At 71.0% G+C, this 20224-nt stretch carries 21 protein-coding genes and 2 pseudogenes; 10 read left to right on the top strand and 13 right to left on the bottom strand.

Features of this window, described 5'->3' with window-relative positions; translation table 11 throughout:
• The first annotated feature begins 52 nt into the window (after positions 1 to 52).
• Entirely contained in the window at positions 53 to 547 is a 495-nt protein-coding gene (locus tag B9S58_RS08195) for a MarR family winged helix-turn-helix transcriptional regulator (RefSeq protein WP_103531446.1), read from the top strand.
• A gap of 32 nt (positions 548 to 579) precedes the next feature.
• Here B9S58_RS08195 and B9S58_RS08190 read toward each other — a convergent pair whose 3' ends face one another.
• Together B9S58_RS08190 and B9S58_RS08185 are read right to left on the bottom strand one after the other, a co-directional pair.
• Positions 580 to 1227 carry a response regulator transcription factor gene (locus B9S58_RS08190; protein ID WP_103531445.1) on the bottom strand — a complete coding sequence of 216 codons (648 nt, stop codon included), beginning with the start codon at positions 1225 to 1227 and terminating at the stop codon, positions 580 to 582.
• Complete coding sequence (locus B9S58_RS08185) at positions 1212 to 2480, bottom strand: sensor histidine kinase (RefSeq protein ID WP_103531444.1); 1269 nt, start codon at positions 2478 to 2480, stop codon at positions 1212 to 1214. The genes B9S58_RS08190 and B9S58_RS08185 overlap by 16 nt, the downstream gene beginning before the upstream one ends.
• 244 nt (positions 2481 to 2724) lie before the next feature.
• Here B9S58_RS08185 and B9S58_RS08180 point away from each other — a divergent pair, with 244 nt between their 5' ends.
• Entirely contained in the window at positions 2725 to 4881 is a 2157-nt protein-coding gene (locus tag B9S58_RS08180) for an MMPL family transporter (protein ID WP_181009232.1), read from the top strand.
• 71 nt (positions 4882 to 4952) lie between these two features.
• Here B9S58_RS08180 and B9S58_RS08175 read toward each other — a convergent pair whose 3' ends face one another.
• Positions 4953 to 5573, bottom strand: coding sequence for a winged helix-turn-helix domain-containing protein (locus B9S58_RS08175; RefSeq protein ID WP_103531443.1), 621 nt, complete (start codon positions 5571 to 5573; stop codon positions 4953 to 4955).
• A 356-nt stretch (positions 5574 to 5929) separates the two neighbouring features.
• Positions 5930 to 6964, bottom strand: coding sequence for a glutamine synthetase (gene glnII, locus B9S58_RS08170; RefSeq protein WP_103531442.1), 1035 nt, complete (start codon positions 6962 to 6964; stop codon positions 5930 to 5932).
• A gap of 297 nt (positions 6965 to 7261) precedes the next feature.
• On the opposite strand from glnII, the gene B9S58_RS08165 reads away from it, so the two are divergent.
• Positions 7262 to 8182, top strand: coding sequence for a Gfo/Idh/MocA family protein (locus tag B9S58_RS08165; RefSeq protein WP_103531441.1), 921 nt, complete (start codon positions 7262 to 7264; stop codon positions 8180 to 8182).
• A gap of 47 nt (positions 8183 to 8229) precedes the next feature.
• Here B9S58_RS08165 and B9S58_RS08160 read toward each other — a convergent pair whose 3' ends face one another.
• Positions 8230 to 9639, bottom strand: coding sequence for a PLP-dependent aminotransferase family protein (locus B9S58_RS08160; RefSeq protein WP_103531440.1), 1410 nt, complete (start codon positions 9637 to 9639; stop codon positions 8230 to 8232).
• 47 nt (positions 9640 to 9686) lie between these two features.
• On the opposite strand from B9S58_RS08160, the gene B9S58_RS08155 reads away from it, so the two are divergent.
• Positions 9687 to 10205: a carboxymuconolactone decarboxylase family protein gene (locus tag B9S58_RS08155; protein WP_103531439.1), complete on the top strand. Its 519-nt coding sequence runs from the start codon at positions 9687 to 9689 to the stop codon at positions 10203 to 10205.
• Positions 10206 to 10386: 181 nt separating this feature from the next.
• Here B9S58_RS08155 and B9S58_RS08150 read toward each other — a convergent pair whose 3' ends face one another.
• Together B9S58_RS08150 and B9S58_RS08145 are read right to left on the bottom strand one after the other, a co-directional pair.
• Positions 10387 to 10662 carry a hypothetical protein gene (locus B9S58_RS08150; protein WP_258044227.1) on the bottom strand — a complete coding sequence of 92 codons (276 nt, stop codon included), beginning with the start codon at positions 10660 to 10662 and terminating at the stop codon, positions 10387 to 10389.
• 26 nt (positions 10663 to 10688) lie between these two features.
• A complete protein-coding gene (locus tag B9S58_RS08145) occupies positions 10689 to 11054 on the bottom strand; it encodes an arsenate reductase family protein (RefSeq protein ID WP_103531438.1) in 366 nt (121 codons plus the stop codon).
• Positions 11055 to 11173: 119 nt separating this feature from the next.
• Between B9S58_RS08145 and B9S58_RS08140 the strand changes: the two genes are divergently transcribed.
• From B9S58_RS08140 to B9S58_RS08125, 4 genes and pseudogenes are all read left to right on the top strand, one after another.
• Entirely contained in the window at positions 11174 to 11479 is a 306-nt protein-coding gene (locus B9S58_RS08140; protein WP_103531437.1) for a hypothetical protein, read from the top strand.
• 75 nt (positions 11480 to 11554) lie between these two features.
• Positions 11555 to 11750: pseudogene (locus B9S58_RS38825) on the top strand (aminopeptidase); the annotation flags it as partial.
• 55 nt (positions 11751 to 11805) lie between these two features.
• Positions 11806 to 12339, top strand: coding sequence for a chloramphenicol phosphotransferase CPT (cpt, locus tag B9S58_RS08130; protein ID WP_103531436.1), 534 nt, complete (start codon positions 11806 to 11808; stop codon positions 12337 to 12339).
• An 83-nt stretch (positions 12340 to 12422) separates the two neighbouring features.
• Positions 12423 to 12989 carry a GNAT family N-acetyltransferase gene (locus B9S58_RS08125; RefSeq protein ID WP_103531435.1) on the top strand — a complete coding sequence of 189 codons (567 nt, stop codon included), beginning with the start codon at positions 12423 to 12425 and terminating at the stop codon, positions 12987 to 12989.
• A 63-nt stretch (positions 12990 to 13052) separates the two neighbouring features.
• Here the strand turns inward: B9S58_RS08125 and B9S58_RS08120 are convergent, their stop codons facing one another.
• A complete protein-coding gene (locus B9S58_RS08120; RefSeq protein ID WP_146063480.1) occupies positions 13053 to 13541 on the bottom strand; it encodes a hypothetical protein in 489 nt (162 codons plus the stop codon).
• 533 nt (positions 13542 to 14074) lie between these two features.
• Positions 14075 to 15484: a type I glutamate--ammonia ligase gene (gene glnA, locus B9S58_RS08115; RefSeq protein WP_103531433.1), complete on the bottom strand. Its 1410-nt coding sequence runs from the start codon at positions 15482 to 15484 to the stop codon at positions 14075 to 14077.
• Positions 15485 to 15766: 282 nt separating this feature from the next.
• Here glnA and B9S58_RS08110 point away from each other — a divergent pair, with 282 nt between their 5' ends.
• Complete coding sequence (locus tag B9S58_RS08110; protein ID WP_181009233.1) at positions 15767 to 16174, top strand: RDD family protein; 408 nt, start codon at positions 15767 to 15769, stop codon at positions 16172 to 16174.
• Between the two features lie 82 nt (positions 16175 to 16256).
• Here B9S58_RS08110 and B9S58_RS08105 read toward each other — a convergent pair whose 3' ends face one another.
• From B9S58_RS08105 to lipB, 4 genes are all read right to left on the bottom strand, one after another.
• Positions 16257 to 16964, bottom strand: a complete 708-nt coding sequence (locus B9S58_RS08105; protein ID WP_103531431.1) for a DUF4191 domain-containing protein — start codon at positions 16962 to 16964, stop codon at positions 16257 to 16259.
• Positions 16965 to 16994: 30 nt separating this feature from the next.
• Positions 16995 to 17195 (bottom strand): hypothetical protein, encoded by a 201-nt coding sequence (locus B9S58_RS08100; RefSeq protein WP_096631684.1) that lies wholly within the window; start codon positions 17193 to 17195, stop codon positions 16995 to 16997.
• Positions 17196 to 17463: 268 nt separating this feature from the next.
• A complete protein-coding gene (gene lipA, locus B9S58_RS08095) occupies positions 17464 to 18441 on the bottom strand; it encodes a lipoyl synthase (protein ID WP_103531430.1) in 978 nt (325 codons plus the stop codon).
• Positions 18442 to 18657: 216 nt separating this feature from the next.
• Positions 18658 to 19479, bottom strand: coding sequence for a lipoyl(octanoyl) transferase LipB (gene lipB / locus B9S58_RS08090; protein ID WP_103531429.1), 822 nt, complete (start codon positions 19477 to 19479; stop codon positions 18658 to 18660).
• A 327-nt stretch (positions 19480 to 19806) separates the two neighbouring features.
• Between lipB and B9S58_RS08085 the strand changes: the two are divergent.
• Positions 19807 to 20224, top strand: a pseudogene (locus tag B9S58_RS08085) (regulator); the annotation flags it as partial.

The following is a 20224-nucleotide window of genomic DNA, read 5'->3' as shown; positions in this document are numbered from 1 at the left end:
GTGTGGTCGGGAAAGGGCACGACGAACCTCTCACGCAGATAGGATCGACAACATGGTTGACGAAAAAAAGGTAAACCAGGTTGTCGAGTCGCGCAATGGTTTCGAGCTGCCGCTGCTCCTCTTCGCCGGCTTCCGCTCGATCATCGACGCCCTGCACCGGGACCTGGCCGAGCACGGACACCCCGGGACCCGGCCCGCGTACGGCTTCGCCCTCCAGGCGGTGGGACGCGACGGCGCGGCCATCGGTGAGATCGGGCGACGGCTCGGGGTCTCCAAGCAGGCCGCCGGGAAAACCGTCGAGAAGCTGGAGGCGCTCCACTACGTGGAGCGCGCCCCGGACCCCGCCGACGGCCGGCGCACCCTGATCCGTCTCACCCCGCACGGCCTCGACCTGCTGGCCCGGTCCGCCGAGGGCTTCGACCGGCTGCGTGCGGAATGGGCCCGGACGCTCGGCGAGGAGCGGCTGGCCGCCCTGGAGCGGGACCTGCGCGCGATGGCCCCCGGAGGCGCGTTCCGGCTGGACGCGGCGGGCTGGTTCACGGGCTGAGCGGAGCCCCGTGTCTCGCCGGGGCCCGTGGATCAGCCGTGGTCCAGATACGCCAGCACCGCCAGTACCCGGCGGTTGTCGTCGTCCGACGGGGGCAGGCCGAGCTTCCCGAAGATGTTCGACGTGTGCTTGGCCACCGCCCGCTCCGTGATCACCAGCTGCGAGGCGATGGCGGCGTTCGAGCGGCCCTGGGCCACCAGCTCCATCACCTCCCGCTCGCGCGGGGTGAGGCCGCCCATCGGCTTGTCCTGCGAACGGCGCGACAGCAGCTGGGAGATGACCTGCGGGTCCATCGCCGTGCCGCCCGCCGCCACCCGCCGTACCGCGTCGACGAACTGGTCCGCGTCGAAGACCCGGTCCTTCAGCAGATAGCCGATGCCGCCGGCGCCGTCCGCCAGCAACTCCCGTGCGTACAGCTGCTCCACGTGCTGCGAGAGTACCAGCACCGGAAGCCCCGGCCGGGCCCGGCGGGCGGCCAGGGCGCACTGGAGGCCCTCGTCCGTGTGAGACGGCGGGAGCCGGACGTCGACAACGGCGACGTCCGGCTCCAACTCGGCGAGGGCCTTGGTCAGTTCGGGCCCGGTCTCCACAGCCGCGGCGATCTCGAAGTCGTACGCCTCCAGCATGCGCACCAGGCCGTCGCGCAGTAGGAAGAGATCTTCGGCTAGGACAACTCGCAAGGAATCTCCATGGTCACCATGGTGGGACCGCCTGCGGGACTGCTGACGGCCAGTACGCCGTCGAATGTACCCAGTCGTCGTTCGATTCCGCTCAGGCCCGAGCCCGATCCGATCACCGCACCGCCCCGGCCGTCGTCCGTCACGGAGATCCGGAGCATCCCCTCCGCGTGGTGCAGGTCCACATGGATCCGTTCGGCCTCCGCGTGCTTCACCGTGTTCGTCAGGGCCTCGCTGACCGCGAAGTACGCCGCCGACTCCACCGGGGCCTCCGCCCGCCCCGGCAGCTCCACCGTCACCTCGGAGGCGACCGGCAGCCGCAGAGTCAGCGCCTTGACCGCGTCGCCGAGGCCCCGCTCCGCGAGGACCGGCGGATGGATGCCCCGGACCAGATCGCGGAGCTCGGTCAGCGCCTCCGCCGACGACTCCCGGGCCATCGCCAGCATCTTCTTCGCCTGCGCCGGGTCCTTCTCGATCAGCGCCTCGATCGTGCCCAGGTTCATGCCCATCGCGACCAGCCGGGCCTGCGCCCCGTCGTGCAGGTCCCGCTCGATGCGGCGCAGCTCGGAGGCGGCGGTGTCCACGGCCTCGTGCCGGGTCTCGGTCAGCCGCTGGACACGCTGCTCCAGCTCCTGGTCCTGGGTGGGTGCGAGCAGTGTCCGGGCGAGCAGGAAGTGCGCCCGCAGCAGCGGCTCGGAGACCCGCATCCCGAGGCGGAAGAGCGCGATCCCCAGTGCCAGCGCGGCGAGCCCGGTCAGCTGGCTGTCCACCGGTACGAACCCGTACCAGTACGGGTCGTCGCGGAACACGCGCCACAGGCCCGCCGCCAGGACGAGCCCCTCGACCGGGTAGATCATCAGCCCCGCGGCCAGGAACGCCACCACGGTGCCGGCCGTCATGTCGATCAGCAGCCACTGCAGGTCCCGCCAGGTCGCCGGGTCCTTCAGCAGCAGCGTGGTGCGCTCCACCTGACCGGTGACGCCGGACCGCAGATCCTTCGGCAGAGGCCGGTACGGAACCGGAATCCGTACGTCCGACCAGGTCACCGCCCACAGTCGCCGCTGGTTGGCGTGCTTGCGGACCGCATTCAGCACCACCGGAGTGGTGAACACGCCGATGCCCAGCAGGATGAAGGCGATCGAGAGCACCGCGAGCACGAACAGCGTGATGGACGCCGCCAGACCGGCCACCGACAGGAGCAGTCCGCGCCCCGCCGCCAGCACCGCCGGCCGCAGTCGTCCCGAGAACACCTTCATCGTGGTCCCTCTCCCCTCACCGGACCCGGGCTGGTTCCCGGTCCGCGGCCAGTCTCACCCGGGCCCACCCCGCCGCGTCAGCCGGTCCGCCACCCGGAGGGGGCGTACCTGGCACCACCCCCGCATCCGCCCCCTACGCCTCCGTGACCGGAGGCTTCGACGGCTGGGGCGGACCGCGTCCCGTTCCTAGATTCGAAGGGTCCCGAAGTGCTTACCCGACGCTTACCTCTGGGGGAGAGACCATATGAGGCGCAACCTCGCCGCACGCATCGGCGTGCGGAGCACACACCACCGCAAGACGGCCATTCTCGGCTGGCTGCTCTTCGTCGTGCTCGCCACGGGCATCGGCGGGGCCACCGGCATGGTCGAGATGACCAACGCGGAGAACGGCGCCGGCGAGTCCGCCCGCGCCGAGCAGATCCTCCTCGACGCCGGACTCGACAAGCCCGCGGGCGAACTCGTCATGGTCTCCGCCCCCGCCGCGGGCGACTGGAAGCCGGCCGCCGAAGCCCTCGCCACCGCCGTACGGGAGACCGGCGAGGCACAGAACATCGCCCCGCCCGTCGCCTCCGAGGACGGCGAGGACGCCCTGATCACCTTCGAGATGAAGGGCGAGGCCGCCACCTCCTCCAACCGGATCCAGCCCGTCCTGGACGCGGTCGCCGCCGTGGGCAAGGACCACCCGGACACCGAGATCCACCAGTTCGGCGAGGCCAGCGCGGGCAAGTGGCTCGGCGACCTGCTGGCCGAGGACTTCAAGAAGGCCGAGTTCACCGCCGTACCGCTGGCCCTCGGCATCCTCCTCGTCGCCTTCGGTACCGTGGTCGCCGCTCTGCTCCCGGTCGGGCTCGCCCTCACCGCGTGCATGGCCGCCTTCGGCCTGCTCTCGATCGCCAGCCACCAACTGCACCTGTTCCAGACCACGTACTCCGTGATGTTCCTGATGGGCTTCGCCGTCGGCGTCGACTACTGCCTCTTCTACCTGTGCCGCGAACGCGACGAACGCGCCGCCGGACGGGACGCCGAGACCTCCCTGCGCATCGCGGCCGCCACCAGCGGCCGGGCGGTCCTCGTCTCCGGCCTCACCGTGATGGTCGCGATGGGCGGCATGTTCCTCTCCGGGCTCCTGCTGTTCAAGGGCTTCGCGCTCGCCACGATCATCGTCGTGTTCATCGCCATGCTCGGCTCCGTCACCGTCCTGCCCGCCCTGCTCTCCTGGCTCGGCGACCGCATCGACGCGGGCCGCATCCCGCTGCTGAACCGCCGCGCCAAGCAGGGCCGGGCCGGCAGCGGCCGCATCGTCGGCCGGGTGCTGGGCCCCGTCCTCGCCCGGCCCCGCGCCTTCGCCGTCACCGCCGTCGTCCTGCTGCTCGCCCTCGCCGCGCCCGCCCTCGGCATGAAGACCGAATCCCTCGGCCTGGAAAAGCAGTTCGGATCCGACTCGCAGCTCTCCATCGCCCACACCCGCATCACCGACAGCTTCCCCGGCGGCCCCGCCCCCGCCCTCGTCGTCATCACCGCGCCCGACATCACCGCCCCGGAGGTCACCGAGGCCCTCGACGGCTTCGAGGACGTCACCGTCCACCGGGACAAGAACGTCGCCGAGATCGAGATCCCCCTCCCGGGAGGCACCGCCGACCTCACCGAACTGCGCGAGACGAGCCTGCCCGCCGCGTTCGACGGCACCGGGGCGAAGGCCCACGTCACCGGCGAGACCGCGGGCTCCGTCGACTTCAACGACCAGCTGCGGCGCGGCATCGTCCCGGTCTTCGCCTTCATCACGGCGGTCACCTTCCTGCTGATGCTGTTCTGCTTCCGCAGCTACGTCATCGCCGTGACGTCCATCGCCCTCAACCTGCTCTCGGTGGCCGCCTCCTACGGGGTGATGACCGCCGTCTTCCAGCACGGTTGGGGCGCCTCCCTCATCGGATCGGAGGGGGTCGGAGCGATCGAGGCGTGGATGCCGCTGTTCGTCCTCGTCGTCCTGTTCGGCCTGTCCATGGACTACCACGTGTTCGTCGTCTCCCGGATCCGCGAGGCGCACGGCGGCGGCCTGGACAACCGGGCCGCGATCGAGACCGGCATCCGCCGCACGGCCGGGGCGGTCACCGGAGCCGCGGCGATCATGGTGGCGGTGTTCGCGGTGTTCGGGACCCTGTCCATGCAGGACATGCAGCAGATGGGCGTCGGCCTAGCCGTCGCGGTGCTGCTGGACGCCACCGTCGTACGGATGGTGCTGCTGCCCTCCGTGATGCTGCTCCTGGGCGAGCGCAACTGGCGTACCCCGCGCGGCCTCTCGCGGCTGCCGAGCCTGGAGGACGAGAGCCACGACGGATACGGCGAGCCGGTCGAGCCGGTCGAGCCCGTGGGCACGCAGGCCCCGGCGGCGCGGCAGGCCTGAGACAGCCGGACGGCCCCGGACCACGGTGAGGAGGAACCGTGGTCCGGGGCCGCCACACGTGCGGGAGCCGGTCAGGGCGTGTACGCGTACCCGACCCGGCGGACCGTCCGGATCGAACGGCGGTACTCCGCACCGAGCTTGCGGCGCAGCCGGGCGACATGGACGTCGACGGTGCGCCCGTCGCCCACATGCCCGTAACCCCACACCGCCGTGACCAGCTGGTCGCGGGTGTGCACCCGGTGCGGGTGCGCCACCAGATGGGCCAGCAGCTCGAACTCCAGGTACGTGAGGTCGAGGGCGACACCGCCGACCGAGGCCGTACGCCGGGTGACGTCGATCCGGACCGGACCGGCGTACGCCTCTTCGTCGCCGGCCGCGTCGGGCGCGGGCTGCCGGCCGGCCGGCACGAGCACCAGGTAACCGATCATCGGCGGCAGGCCGGGCAGGCCGGGCAGGCCGGGCAGGGCGGGCAGGGCGGGCAGGGTGTGCGGCGGGGCGGGGAGCCAGGTGGCCCCGGGCGGGAGGAAGTCCGTCATGTCGGCCGGCCCGGCGACCTCGTCACGGTCGACCGCGCGCAGCCGGTGCCGGTTCGGGTGGGCGGGGAGGGAACGGGCGGCTGGACGGTCCGCAGCGGGCGCCGGGGACGCCGCGGTGGCGGCGGACGGGGCGGAGAAGGTACGGGTGTTCGCCATGAGGGTCAGCTCTTTCGCGCGAGAAGTCGTCAGGGGACGGACCTACGTCGTACGCGCGGACCGAAGGCCGGGGTGAACGGCTTCAGCGGGCCTGCGCGTTCCACGCGCGGCAACACACCCGGTCGAAGTCATGGTGCTGACGGGAAGGCCAGAACGGTTCGAGGCCGCTGTGACCCGACGCGATGTGCTGGTAGCTGGCCATGTGCTTCATTGAAGCAGACATCGCGGCGGAGCATCAGACTCCTCGCACCCGTCGATACGGACCCTTGGCGTTACGTTCCTCACGCGTGGCCCGTACACGGCAGAGGGGCCCACCGGTTCACCGGAGGGCCCCTCTGCCGTGGTTGGCGTCGGGATCAGACCTGGCCGGCCTTCTCCAGCGCGGTGCAGCAGGTGTCGACGATCAGCCGCGTGACGACGTACGGGTCGACGTTCGCGTTCGGACGACGGTCCTCGATGTAACCCTTCCGGTCCTGCTCGACCTGCCACGGGATACGGACCGAGGCGCCGCGGTCGGAGACGCCGTAGTTGTACTCGTTCCACGGGGCGGTCTCGTGCAGGCCGGTGAGCCGGTCGTCGATGCCCGCGCCGTAGTTCTTCACGTGGTCCATCGGCTTGGAGCCCTCGCCCAGCGACTCGCACGCGGTGATGATCGCGTCGTAGCCCTCGCGCATCGCCTTCGTGGAGAAGTTGGTGTGCGCGCCCGCGCCGTTCCAGTCGCCCTTGACCGGCTTCGGGTCCAGGGTGGCGGAGACGTCGAAGTCCTCGGCGGTGCGGTAGAGCAGCCAACGGGCCACCCACAGCTGGTCGGAGACCTCCAGCGGGGACAGCGGGCCCACCTGGAACTCCCACTGGCCGGGCATGACCTCGGCGTTGATGCCGGAGATGCCGAGCCCCGCGGCCAGGCAGTTGTCGAGGTGCTTCTCCACGATGTCGCGGCCGAAGATCTCGTCCGCGCCGACACCGCAGTAGTAGCCGCCCTGCGCGGCCGGGAAGCCGCCCTCGGGGAAGCCGAGCGGGCGGTGTCCGTCGAAGAAGGTGTACTCCTGCTCGATGCCGAAGATCGGGGCCTGGCCCGCGAACTGCTCGGCGAGCGGACGCAGCGCGGCACGGGTGTTGGACTCGTGCGGCGTCATGTCGATGTTGAAGACCTCGCACAGGACGAGGATGTCCGTACCGCCGCGGATCGGGTCCGGACAGGTGAAGACGGGCTTCAGTACCCGGTCGGACGCGTGGCCCTCGGCCTGGTTGGTGCTGGAGCCGTCGAATCCCCAGATGGGCAGCTCCGCCACGTCTCCCGACGGTGCGCCGTCCATGATCTTCGTCTTGGAGCGAAGCTTGGCGGTCGGCGCGGTGCCGTCTATCCAGATGTACTCAGCCTTGAACGTCACGGACGCCATCCTTTGCGGGTGCAGCGGTCTATGCGGCGCAGCATGGCAAGACGCGATTTCCCGTCCGTTGCCCGGATGTGAACCCCGTGTTACCGAGGAGGAGAGGATCAAGGCGCGACTCGGAAGTCGCGCCGGAGTCCCGTGGCCGGCCCCGGAGACGCAACGGGGCAGGGTAGCCCCGCGCCACCGCATCCGGGCGCCCGGCGACGTCCCGCGCGATGAACCGACTCCCCGCGTTCGGGCGGCGGACACCTCGCCCCCTGCACAACCGACCCGCGCACCCGGCACACTGGCTCCATGGATTCAGCTGTCGGCACCAACGCCCCCCTGCGCATCGGCCTCCTCGGCACCGGCCCCTGGGCACGGAACACCCAGGCCCCCGCGCTCGCCGCCCACCCCGGAGTGGAACTGAGCGGGGTGTGGGGCCGCCGGGCCGAGGCGGCGGACGCCCTCGCCGCCGCCCACGGGACCCGCGCGTACACCGGTGAGGAGGGCATCGACGCACTCCTGGAGGCGAGCGACGCGGTGGCCTTCGCGCTGCCGCCGGACGTCCAGGCCCCGCTCGCGGTCCGGGCCGCGGAGGCGGACTGCCACCTCCTGATGGACAAGCCGGTCGCCACGACGGTGGAGGGGGCCCGTGCGGTGGCCGGGGCGGCGGAGAAGTCAGGGGTGGCCTCGGTCGTCTTCTGCACGCTGAGATTCGCCCCCGAGACCTCCGCGTGGATCGCCGAACAGGCCGCGGTGGACGGCTGGTTCACGGCTCGCGCCCAGTGGCTGGGTTCGCTCTACGCCGAGGGTTCGACCAGCGAGTACGCGGATTCCCCGTGGCGGCGCGAGAAGGGCGGCCTGTGGGACGTCGGCCCGCACGCGCTCTCCGTGCTGATCCCGGTCCTGGGCGACGTCGAGCACCTGACCGCCGCCAGGGGCCCGGCCGACACCACGCACCTGATCCTGCGCCACACCTCCGGCGCGTCCAGCACGGTGACTCTCGGGCTGAGCGCCCCGTCCGGCGCGGCGGGCGTCGAGATCGAGTTCCGGGGCGAGCGGGGCACCGCGTCGCTCCCCGGCTGGGACGGCGCGGAGACCGCGTTCCGGGGCGCGGTGGACGCCCTGGCCGAAGCGGTACGCACGGGGGTGCCGCACGCCTGCGACGCCCGCTTCGGCCTCCACCTCACGGAGCTGCTGGTGGCGGCGGAGACACAGGCGCGGACGCGCTGACCGGCAGGAGCGAGCGGACGGGGCGGGCCCCGCTGCCCACCGCCGACTCATCCCGGCGGCAGGGCCCGGCACAGGGCCTCCAGCGCCTCGGGGTAGGCGGACTCGGCAGGCGTCGCGTATCCGACGACGAGCCCGTCCCGGTCGCCCCCCGTCCCCTCCGCGCCCGGGTGCCGATAGTCGGCGAGGCCGTCCACGGCCAGCCCCTGCCAGGCCGCGGCCCGGACCGCGGAGCGCTCGGTGCCGGGCGGCAGTTCCAGCACCGCGTGGAGGCCGGCCGCGATGCCGGTGACGCGGACGTGCGGGGCCCGCCGCTCCAGGGCCGCCACCAGTTGGTCCCGGCGGCGGCGGTGGCGCTGCCGCATCCGGCGTACCTGCCGGTCGTACGCGCCCGACTCGACGAAGTCCGCGAGCGTCAGCTGCTCGGTGGCGCTCGACCACTGCTCCCGCTCGCCCTTCGCCGTGACGACGGGGGCCACGAGCCGCTGGGGCAGCACCATCCACCCGATCCGCAGGGTGGGGGAGAGGCTCTTGCTCACCGACCCCAGCAGTACCACATGCTCGGGATCGAGCCCCTGGACGGCCCCCACGGGCTGCCGGTCGTAGCGGAACTCCCCGTCGTAGTCGTCCTCGACGACGAGCCCGCCGGTGGTCCGGGCCCAGTCGACGACGGCCGCCCGCCGCGCGGGGTGCAGCGGCCCGCCGGTGGGGAACTGGTGGGCGGGCGTGAGGAGTACCGCACGGTCGCGGTGGGTGAGCCCGTCGACCCGGGCGCCGTCCGCGTCCACGCCGAGCGGCCGGGTGCCGACCCCGTGGGAGGTGAGCAGCGCGCGGTGGAAGGGCAGGCCGTACTCCTCCGCCGCCCAGGGGCCGCCGACCACCTCCGCGAGCAGCCGCAGCCCGTGCGCGGCCCCCGAGCACAGCACGATCCGCTCCGGCGCGGCCCGCACCCCGCGCACCCGGGCCAGATAGCCGGCCAGGGCCCGCCGCAGCTCGGGCCGCCCGTGCGGATCGCCGGGCCCGAACGCGTCGTCGGGGGCGGCGGCGAGCGCCCGGCGCGCCGAGGCCAGCCAGGCGGTGCGCGGGAAGACCGAGGGGTCCGGCTGCCCCTGGACCAGGTCATGGACCGGGCGGGCGGTGCGCTCGGGAGTACGCGGCCGGTGGACGGGGGTGACCGGGACGGCCCGCTCGGCGACCCGGGTCCCCGAGCCCTGGCGGGCGGCGAGCCAGCCTTCCGCGACCAGCTCCGCGTAGGCGTCGGCGACGGTGTTGCGGGCGAGGCCCAGATCGGCGGCGAGAGAGCGGTAGGGCGGCAGCCGGGTGCCCGGGGCGAGACGCCCGCTGCGCACGGCGTCACGGAGGGCGGCCATCAGGACGGCCCGGCGGTTACCCGTGCCGGACAGCTCCAGCGGGAGATCGCTGCCCAGGATCTCCGCGGAATTGACCCATGAATCCGTCATGGAAATGCACCCCAAACCCAGTCGCCTGTCGCTCTAGATTCGTACCCATGACGACGACGGAGAGCAAGACGAACGACCGCACCACCACCCCCGCCACCACCGTCCGGAGCAACCAGGAGACGGCCCGGCTCGACTTCGCGAAGACGGCCCCGAAGGTCTTCCGGGCCGTGATCGGCCTGGACGCGGCGGCCCGCGCCGGCCTGGACCCGACGTTGGTCGAACTGGTCCAGATCCGCGCCTCGCACCTGAACCGGTGCGCGTACTGCCTGCACATGCACACCACGGACGCGCGCAAGGCGGGCGAGAGCGAGGAGCGCCTGCACCTGGTCGCGGTGTGGCACGAGGCGGACCACTTCTTCACGGACAAGGAACAGGCCGCCCTGGCCCTGACGGACGCGGTCACCCGGATCGGGGACGCAGGGGTGCCGGACGAGGTCTACGACCGGGCGGCGGCCCACTTCGACGAGGAGGAGCTGGCCCACCTGCTGGCCCTGATCCTCACGATCAACACGTGGAACCGGATAGCCCTGTCCACCGCCAAGCGCGCGGGCACGGACGAACGCTGAGTCCTCGGTCCCGGGGTCACATCAGCCGGGGCCGGAGCCCCAGCCGGGCCCGCGCCCAGGCCTCCCGCTCCGGCGCACCGAGCCCGGCCAGATGCCGTCCGCCGTACCCGGTCGCGTCCGGCCTCCCGGTACCACGGCGAGGGATCGCCGCGAGGACCGGGGGCGAACCAGGCAGGGGCCGTCAGCTGCGGCACCTCGCCGTTCTCCTCGGTCGACCCGCAACGGCGAATCCACCCGGTGAGCCCGCACAGTGAGGTACAGACCGCGCCAGGTTGCCACTGCCCCCGTCCCCCTCCCCGGCGAGCTCCACCAGGTCGTAGCAGCGCGGCAACCGCTTCGGGCCGGTGAGGCTTTCCACGAACCCGTCGCCGAGGAGGCCGGTGACCTCGGTGGGCGTACTCGTGGCGTCGGCACCGCCCACGGCACCGGTGACGACGAAGTCGGTGAAGAACTCCATTCCGGGGTAGCCCTGGGGATGCGGGATCAGGCATCGCGCCCCAACGCGTCCCGTACCGCTTCCTCGCTCCGCGCCACCACGGCGCTGCCGTCCTCGGCCGTGATGATGGGCCGCTGGATCAGCTTCGGGTGCTCGGAGAGGGCGGCGATCCACCGCTCCCATGAAGCGGCCTCCCGCGGCCACTCATTGAGACCCAGTTCCTTCGCCGCCGCCTCCTGCGTCCGGGTGATGTCCCACGGTTCGAGACCGAGCCGGTCCAGCACGGCGCGGATCTCCTCGGGCGAGGGCACGTCCTCCAGGTAGCGGCGGACGGTGTAGTCGGCACCTTCCGCGTCGAGCAGAGTGAGCGCGCTGCGGCATTTCGAGCAGGCCGGATTGATCCAGATCTCCATGGGGCCAAGGTTACGCGAGGGACTGCCGAAATGGCCTCTGGCCAGGGGCGATTGTCAGTGGGGAGCAGTAAAATGGAGGGAGTTCGCAAGGGTTCCACCACGCTGCCAGGAGGATGCCGATGGCCGTTGCCGCAGTCACGACCGAGCCGCTCGACCGACAGCTCCCGATGCCCTTCCACCCGCCGATTCCCGCACCACTGCCGAAGAAGCGACTGCCCGCGGGCCGCCCCCGTGAGTGGTACGTCTCCCACAACCGTCGCCTCAAGGCCATGCGCCTGGCCATCGCCCTGCTCGACAGCGGGGTCTACCAGCCCTCCAGCGCACGCAACCACCGGATACGGATCACCGCCGAGCGCCTGGGAATCCACCCGCCGTCCGACACCACCTGCCGCATGGTCCGTGCCCTGATCAGCCACGGCCGCTGACCCGGTCCCGACCGACGGTCGCCCCTGTGCCCCGGCCCGTCCGGCCGGGGCACAGGGGCATGACGATGCACCTGCCCGACCCTGACGCTCACCGGGCCGCTGGACGTGGAGGTCGACCTCGCGAGCCCGCACACCATCGACCTGGCGACCCTGGTGCCGGGCGTCTCGCGCACCGGGGCGCCCATACGGTCGCCTTCACGGCCCCCGAATACGCGACGCCTACCGGCTGATCCTGCTGCTCGCGCAACTCTCCACGATCAAGCCCGCGTAGGGCCCTAGCCCGAAAACGCGTCGAACACCGTACCGGCTGCCTCTACTGTGACCGGGTGACAACCCAGGTGATCGTGCTGAACGGCGGCTCCAGCTCCGGTAAGTCCGGCATCGTCCGCTGCCTCCAGGCGGAACTGCCGGACCCGTGGCTCGCCGCCGCGATCGACGCTTTCGTCGACTCGCTGCCGGCGTCCCTGCGCACATCGGACGCGGGCATCGAGTTCGCCGAGGACGGCGGTGTGGCCGTCGGCCCGGAGTTCCGGAAGCTGGAGGCGGCGTGGCGCGAGGGCGTCGCGGCGATGGTTCGTGCGGGAGCGAGGGTCATCGTCGACGACGTGTTCCTCGGCGGCCCCGCCTCCCAGGAGCCGTGGCGGAAGGCGCTGGTGGGCCTGGACGTCTGCTGGGTGGGCGTCCGTTGCGAGGGCATGGTAGCCGAGGCCCGCGAGATCGCCCGGGGGGACCGCCCGAGGGGCATGGCCGCGGCGCAGGCGGAGACGGTCCACCGGGGCGTGGAGTACGACCTGGAGGTGGACACCACACACACGGAGCTCCTGGACTGCGCGAGGACGATCGCCACCAGGCTCATGTGACCGGCCCACCGGACTCCGTAACCCTTGACGCCACATCCGTACACACCCGGCCCCATCAGGGGCCGCCGAGACCGTGGAGCACGATGACCGACCTGTGGACCGGCGAAAGAGTACGCCTGCGGGGCGTCGAACCGCAGGACTGGGAGGGCTTCAGGGCCCTCGCCCTGCACACCGTGGACGCCCGCAACGCCGATGTGGTCGACCCGCCCCGCTCGGACGAGAGCTTCCGCGCCTGGGCCACCGAGCGCGCCGGCCGCACCCCGAACGCGGCCGGGTACCAACTGGTCATCGAGACCCGCTTCGAGCACGCCTTCGTCGGCGCGGTTTCGGTGGGCGCGACGGACGCCCGGGCAGGCCGCTTCCGTACGGGCATCGAGGTCACCCGGGAACACCGCCGCCAGGGCTACGCGGCCGAGGCCACCGAACTGGTCCTCACCTACATGTTCGCCGAACAGCGCTGCCACAAGTGCGAGGTGGAGGTCTACGCCTTCAACGACGCCTCCCTGGCCCTCTACCGCAAACTCGGCTTCGTGGAGGAGGGCCGACTGCGCCAGCACGAGTTCTTCGCGGGCACGTACCAGGACGTGGTCCTGCTGGGCATTACGGCGGACGAGTACTGGGCGGGACGGGCACGGCCCTCGCTGCGGTGAGGGCGGGGCCGAAGGCGGCAGCACATGAGGAAAGGGGCCCGCCTCGATACTCCTGCCGTGCGCTTACGGGACAGGACTTCGGCTCTCGGCCTCGACGACGTTCTTGATGAGGGTGGAGATGACACTTTCGTCAGTGCCGGGATCGGGTTTGAACTTGGCGAGCTCGTCTGGCGGAAGCGGCCCCGTGGTATCGCTGGTCTGCATGGTCGCGATGACCCCTCCGACCCGTACGGCGGTCACCAGCGAATAGATGAAGCCTCCGCTGTTCAACCGGGCCAGAGTGCGGTACCGCACGGACTCCTCCCCGAGGTCCGGCACGGCGAGGGCCTCGGTGGTGACGGACGCGTTGCCGTAGGCGTTGCTGAAAGCGAACCGGCCACATGCGGCGACGGCTCGGCGCAGTTGGGTCATGCGAGTGCGTGCGGTGTCCACCGGATTGCTGGTCAGGAGGGAGGACCGTGGTGAGAAGGAGCCCTTGCCCCGGTACATCGTCGACCAGGCGGCCGCGGATTCCCCACGCCCGAACACGCCCTGTCCGGGCGTCTCTCGCACATGCCGACAGGACTCGGGTGTGGGTCTCCTCCTTGGTGCGGGCGGACTTCGCGAGGGAGCCTTCCCTGGAGCCTTCTCCCGTGATCGTGAAAACGACGGCCTGGTCCCGCGTGAGCAGCGCAGCTTTCAGCTCGGAGGCGGTGAGCGGCTCGGAGCGCTCCGCTGGCTTGCCTGCCGCAGTGCTCACGCTGGGCTTCTTGGCCTCGTCCATCGCGGACGCAAGTCTTCGCCCGGTCCTTCGCATCAGCCGCCCCCCTCGCACTCAAGACCACACGGCGTCCCGTGCACCGGCGAACGATACTCACAGAAGAAAGCGGACCGGCTCTGCATATCGACCAGTTCGGGCGACGGCGGTCATCCTGGAGCCGGTGATGCCGGCCAGGAGAACGGTAGGGGGCACGTGGCTACGCGCACACCGTGGGCCCTGAGAAGTGGGGCAACTGGTTCCACCGCGCGCACGAGGGCCGCCACCTCCCGGAGGAGGTGGCGGCCCTCGGCGTCCCGGGCGCGGGTGAGCCCGGCCCGTGGTGTTCCTAGATGTCGAAGTACAGCTCGAACTCGTGCGGGTGCGGCCGCAGCTGGATCGGGGCGATCTCGTTCGTGCGCTTGTAGTCGATCCACGTCTCGATCAGGTCCGACGTGAAGACGCCGCCCGCCTGGAGGTACTCGTTGTCCGCCTCCAGGGCTTCGAGCACGGCCGGGAGGGAGGTCGGGACCTGCTGGACGTTGGCGTGCTCCTCGGGAGCCAGCTCGTAGAGGTCCTTGTCGATCGGCTCGGCCGGCTCGATCTTGTTCTTCACGCCGTCCAGGCCCGCCATCAGCAGCGCCGAGAACGCGAGGTACGGGTTCGAGGACGGGTCCGGGGCACGGAACTCGACGCGCTTGGCCTTCGGGTTCGAGCCGGTGATCGGGATGCGCATCGCGGCGGAGCGGTTGCGCTGCGAGTACACCATGTTGACCGGGGCCTCGAAGCCGGGGACCAGGCGGTGGTACGAGTTCACCGTCGGGTTGGTGAAGGCCAGCAGCGACGGCGCGTGCTTCAGGATGCCGCCGATGTAGTAGCGGGCCATGTCGGAGAGGCCGGCGTAACCCTGCTCGTCGTAGAAGAGCGGAATGCCGCCCTGCCACAGCGACTGGTGCACGTGCATGCCCGAGCCGTTGTCGCCGAAGATCGGCTTCGGCATGAAGGTCGCGGTCTTGCCGTTGCGCCAGGCGACGTTCTTCACGATGTACTTGAAGAGCATCAGGTCGTCGGCCGCGGCGAGCAGCGTGTTGAACTTGTAGTTGATCTCGGCCTGGCCGGCGGTGCCGACCTCGTGGTGCTGGCGCTCGACCTGGAGGCCGTTCTTGTCCAGCTCCAGGGAGATCTCGGCCCGCAGGTCGGCGAAGTGGTCGACCGGCGGGGTCGGGAAGTAGCCGCCCTTGTAGCGGACCTTGTAGCCGCGGTTGTTCTCCTCCGACCCGGTGTTCCAGGCGCCGGCCTCGGAGTCGATGTGGTAGAAGCTCTCGTTCGCCGACGTCTGGAAGCGGACGTTGTCGAAGACGTAGAACTCGGCCTCCGGGCCGAAGTACGCGGTGTCCGCGAAGCCGGTCGAGGCGAGGTACGCCTCGGCCTTCTTGGCGATGTTGCGCGGGTCACGGCTGTACTGCTCGCCCGTGATCGGGTCGTGGATGAAGAAGTTGATGTTGACGGTCTTGTCGCGGCGGAAGGGGTCCACCCGAGCCGTCGACAGGTCGGCGCGCAGCGCCATGTCGGACTCGTGGATGGCCTGGAAGCCGCGGATCGACGAACCGTCGAAGGCCAGTTCCTCGGCCGGGTCGAAGGTCGCTGCCGGGATCGTGAAGTGCTGCATCACCCCGGGCAGGTCGCAGAACCGGACATCGATGAACTTGACGTCGTTGTCCGCTACGTACTTCTGCACTTCGTCGGCGTTCTGGAACATCCAACTCCTCCTACTCCCGGCCCGGGTAGGGACGGGGTTGTAGCTCGTGGTGCGGCCAGTGCGGTGGCACACGCTGGACCCGACCATAGGCAGGCGTGATTTCTCAAGCGTGACCCATTTGTTTCGCCCAAGTTAACCGGGGCGGTGGCGGGCGGCATCTCCGCGACTGTTTCCGGTGCCCCGCCCGGCCGGGGGCGAAGACGGGCGCAGTACCGTGGACGGGTGGACAACAGGCAAGCAATCGGATCGTGGCTCTCGGGGCCCCGCGCGGCCGCCGAGGAGATGGGCGCCGACTTCGGCTACCGGGGCAAGGGGCTCGGGCTGCCCGAGGAGGGGCCCGGCTCGGTCGCCCCGCTCGGCCGGCGCTTCGGAGCCCTCTTCATCGACTGGTCGCTCTGCATGGTGATCGCATACGGGCTGCTCGCTCGCGGTGACCAGCAGGCGGCGGGCAACTGGGCGCTCGGGGTCTTCCTCGTGATGAGCCTGCTGACCGTCGGGACCATCGGCTGCACGCCCGGGAAGCGCCTCCTGGGCGTACGGGTGGTCGCCGAGGGCGGCGGACGGCTCGGGTTCGTGCGTGTGGTCGTGCGGACCGTGCTGCTCCTGCTCGTCATCCCCGCGCTGGTCTGGGACCGCGACGGGCGCGGACTGCACGACCGGCTCTCCCGCGCCGTGCAGGTCCGGATGTGATGTCCCCGATACGGACATGAGAACGGGGCGGCCCCGGGACCGTTCATCGGTCCGGGGCCGCCCCGTTTCACGTATGTCGCGGTCAGCGCGTCTTTCCGCCGCGCGGCATCCGCATGCCCTTGGGCATCGGGCCCTTCGGCAGCGGCATGTTGCTCATCAGGTCGCCCATCGCGCGCAGCCGGTCGTTGGTGCTGGTCACCTGCGGGCCGGTCAGGACGCGGGGAAGCTTCAGCATCTTGGTGCGGACCTTCTTCAGGGACACCTGGCCCTCGCCGTTGCCGACGATGATGTCGTGCACCGGCACGTCCACCACGATGCGGGCCATCTTCTTCTTCTCGGCCGCCAGCAGGCCCTTCACCCGGTTCGGGTTGCCCTCGGCCACCAGGACGATGCCGGCCTTGCCGACCGCCCGGTGGACGACGTCCTGGCTGCGGTTCATCGCGACCGCGGGGGTGGTGGTCCAGCCGCGTCCGATCCGGTCCAGGACGGCGGCCGCCGCTCCGGGCTGCCCCTCCATCTGTCCGAAGGCCGCCCGCTCGGCGCGCCGGCCGAAGATGATCGCCATCGCGAGGACGGCCAGGACGAAGCCCAGGATGCCCAGATAGACCGGGTGACCGATCGCGAAGCCGATGCCGAGGAGGACACCGAACGTGAGGATTCCGACACCCGCGACGACAAGACCGATCTTGCTGTCGGTCCGCCTGGTCATCTTGTAGGTCAGGGCGATCTGCTTGAGCCGCCCTGCGTTCTCGGCGCTGTCCGCGCCTTCAGTTTTTGCCTTCCTCGCCATGTACTGAAGTTTACGTGGCGTGGGAGCGACCTAGGAACGGTGGTCGGCCACGGCTTCCAGCACGTGCTGGGCCTCCACCCGGTCCTTGGCGCGGCGGCGGTCCTCCAGGACGGCCGTCCAGGCGTTGCGGCGGGCGGTGCGCTGGCCGCCGCTCAGCAGCAGCGACTCGACGGCGCGCAGGGCGGTGGTGACGGACGGAAGGGCGTGGGCGCGGACCGGTGCGGCCTGCATCGTGGTGTTCCCCCTCGGAGTGGATGCGCCCCCGGGGCGCGGACTGAGTACGGGAAGCGGTGACGGCGGCCGCGGGAGCCGCTGCCGCACGTGTACCTAGGGTCACTGCTTGGTGTTACCAGCGCATGACCGGGCGGTCAAACACCAATGAAACCTTCATTCCGGCGCCGCGCACGCCGAAGCGGTCCGTACGCGGCCCCGACCTGCGGGGAGCGTCCGGACCGCTTCGGTCATGCGGTTACTGTTCGGTAGTCGCTCGTGAGCGGATTCACACGGCCGGTGCGGCCTGGGTGTTCGCGGCGGCCGCGCCGCGCGCCTCCATCGCCTGCTGGAAGAGACGCCCCGCGCGGTACGAGGACCGCACCAGCGGACCCGACATCACGCCGGAGTAGCCGATCGCGTCGGCCTCGTCCTTCAGCTCGACGAACTCGTGCGGCTTCACCCAGCGCTCGACCGGGTGGTGCCGTACGGAGGGGCGCAGGTACTGCGTAATCGTGATGAGCTCGCAACCTGCGTCGTAGAGGTCCTGGAGCGCCTCGCTGACTTCCTCGCGGGTCTCGCCCATGCCGAGGATCAGGTTCGACTTGGTGATCAGACCGGCCTCGCGGGCCCGGGTGATGACCTCCAGGGAACGCTCGTAACGGAAGCCGGGGCGGATCCGCTTGAAGATCCGCGGCACCGTCTCCACGTTGTGCGCGAGCACCTCGGGGCGCGAGGAGAAGACCTCGGCGAGCTGCTCGGGCTCGGCGTTGAAGTCGGGGATCAGCAGCTCGACCTTGGTCGCGCCGGCCTCCCGCTCCGCGGTGAGCGCGTGGATCTGGCGGACGGTCTCGGCGTACAGCCAGGCGCCGCCGTCCTCCAGGTCGTCGCGTGCGACGCCGGTGATGGTGGCGTAGTTCAGGTCCATCGTGACGACCGACTCGCCGACGCGGCGGGGCTCGTCACGGTCCAGCGCCTGCGGCTTGCCCGTGTCGATCTGGCAGAAGTCGCAGCGCCGGGTGCACTGGTCACCGCCGATGAGGAAGGTGGCCTCGCGGTCCTCCCAGCACTCGAAGATGTTGGGACAGCCCGCCTCCTGGCAGACCGTGTGCAGCCCTTCGCCCTTCACCAGCTGCTGCAGCTGCTTGTACTCGGGGCCCATCTTCGCCCGCGTTTTGATCCACTCGGGCTTGCGCTCGATGGGGGTCTGGCTGTTCCGGACCTCCAGGCGCAGCATCTTGCGCCCGTCGGGTGCGACAGCGGACACTCCGGCTCCCCTTTGCTCTCTGCTGCGTTGGATTCGCGTCGGGTTCGCGTGGGATGCGCGAGCGATGCGCGAGGGACTCGCTTTGGATTCTTTGGCGAACACCAGGGTACGCCCGTACATCAAACGGCCTTACGCCTGCCCAACCTGCGGCCCACGGGGCCTATTCCCCGGCCGGTGGTGACGGTCGGAGCTACCGGCCGGTAGGGCCGGTCGGTATCAGGCAGGGGCCGGTGCCGGGCTCGCGGTCTTCGGCTGCTCGATCACCCTCGGTGCGAGCTCCGCGTTCTCCAGGATGTCCCGCAGGTGCTTCTCGACGACCGGCAGCACCTCCTCGATGGTGACCTCCCGGCCCAGCTCGCCGCTGAGGGACGTGACCCCCGCGTCCCGGATGCCGCACGGCACGATCCGGTCGAACCAGGTGTTGTCCGGATTCACGTTGAGCGAGAAGCCGTGCATCGTCACGCCCTTGGCGACCCTGATCCCGATCGCGGCCAGCTTGCGGTCCTCGCGGCGCTGGCCCGCGTTGGACGGCGCGTACTCGGGGCCGTTCAGGCGGGCGTCGAACTCCTTGTCCTGGAGCCGCGGGTCGAAGTCCAGCGAGAGCCCGCCGAGCGCCTGACGCTGCTCGACCGGGTCGCCGAGCACCCAGACGCCGCTGCGGCCCTCGATCCGGGAGGTCTCCAGGCCGAAGTCGGCGGCCGTGAGGATCAGCGCGTCCTCCAGCCGGCGGACGTGCGCCACGACGTCCACCGGACGCGGCAGCTTCTGGATCGGGTAGCCGACGAGCTGTCCCGGTCCGTGCCAGGTGATCTTGCCGCCCCGGTCCACGTCGATGACCGGAGTGCCGTCCAGCGGACGTTCGCTCACCGCCGTACGGCGTCCCGCGGTGTAGACCGGCGGGTGTTCCAGAAGCAGACAGGTGTCCGGCACCCGGTCCTCGAACCGGTCCGCGTGCACCTCGCGCTGCTTCTGCCAGGCCTCCGTGTATTCGACGGCCTGTTCGCCGAAGCCCAGACGGACGAACCGCAGCTCGCTCACCGATGCCTCCCTACGTGGGCCCCGCGTGCCCGGAGGGGTGTCCCCGGGATGACGGCGCCCTGCACTGATCGCGCCCGCATCCACTGTACGACCGTCGCCCGAACAGCCCCCCGGCAGGTTCGGCGGGCGGGCCCGGAACGGCCCGGGGCCTGCCGGGGAGCTGCCGGTCCACGGGTCGGACGTTTCCGTCAGCTCCGTCCCGAATCCTCACACGATCGGATGAACGTGGAGCAAAGGGTGGCTGTGACCGCCCCGGCGGCCGCTAAATTCGCGCCGTTCCCATGAGGGCTGCCCGTCCGGCCCCGAAGGCAGGAGACCGTACAGCTGATGTCGGAACGACCCCCGCAGCGCACGCCCAACCGCCGACTCGCCTCACTCATCACGGAAGCCGGGTTCTCGCACGCCGGCCTGGCCCGCCGGGTCGATCAGCTCGGTCTCGAACACGGCCTCGACCTGCGGTACGACAAGACCTCGGTCACCCGCTGGCTCCGGGGACAGCAGCCGCGCGGCACCACGCCCGCGCTGATCGCCGAGGTGTTCACCCGGCGGCTCGGGCGACGGCTCTCCGCGCAGGACCTCGGGCTCGACGCCTGCGCACCCGTCTACGCGGGTCTGGAGTTCGCGGCCACCCCCACCGAGGCGGTCGACATCGTCAGCGGCCTCTGGCGCAAGGACTCCGGCACCCACACCGAGCTGCGCAAGATCGCCTTCACCCCGGCCGGACTCGTCGTCCCCAGCCGGGACT

Origin of the sequence: Streptomyces sp. SM11, from assembly GCF_002910905.1 — a bacterium.
Lineage (GTDB): Bacteria > Actinomycetota > Actinomycetes > Streptomycetales > Streptomycetaceae > Streptomyces.
The sequence above is the reverse complement of the archived record's forward strand: the minus strand, read 5'-3'. Positions and strand labels throughout refer to the sequence as shown.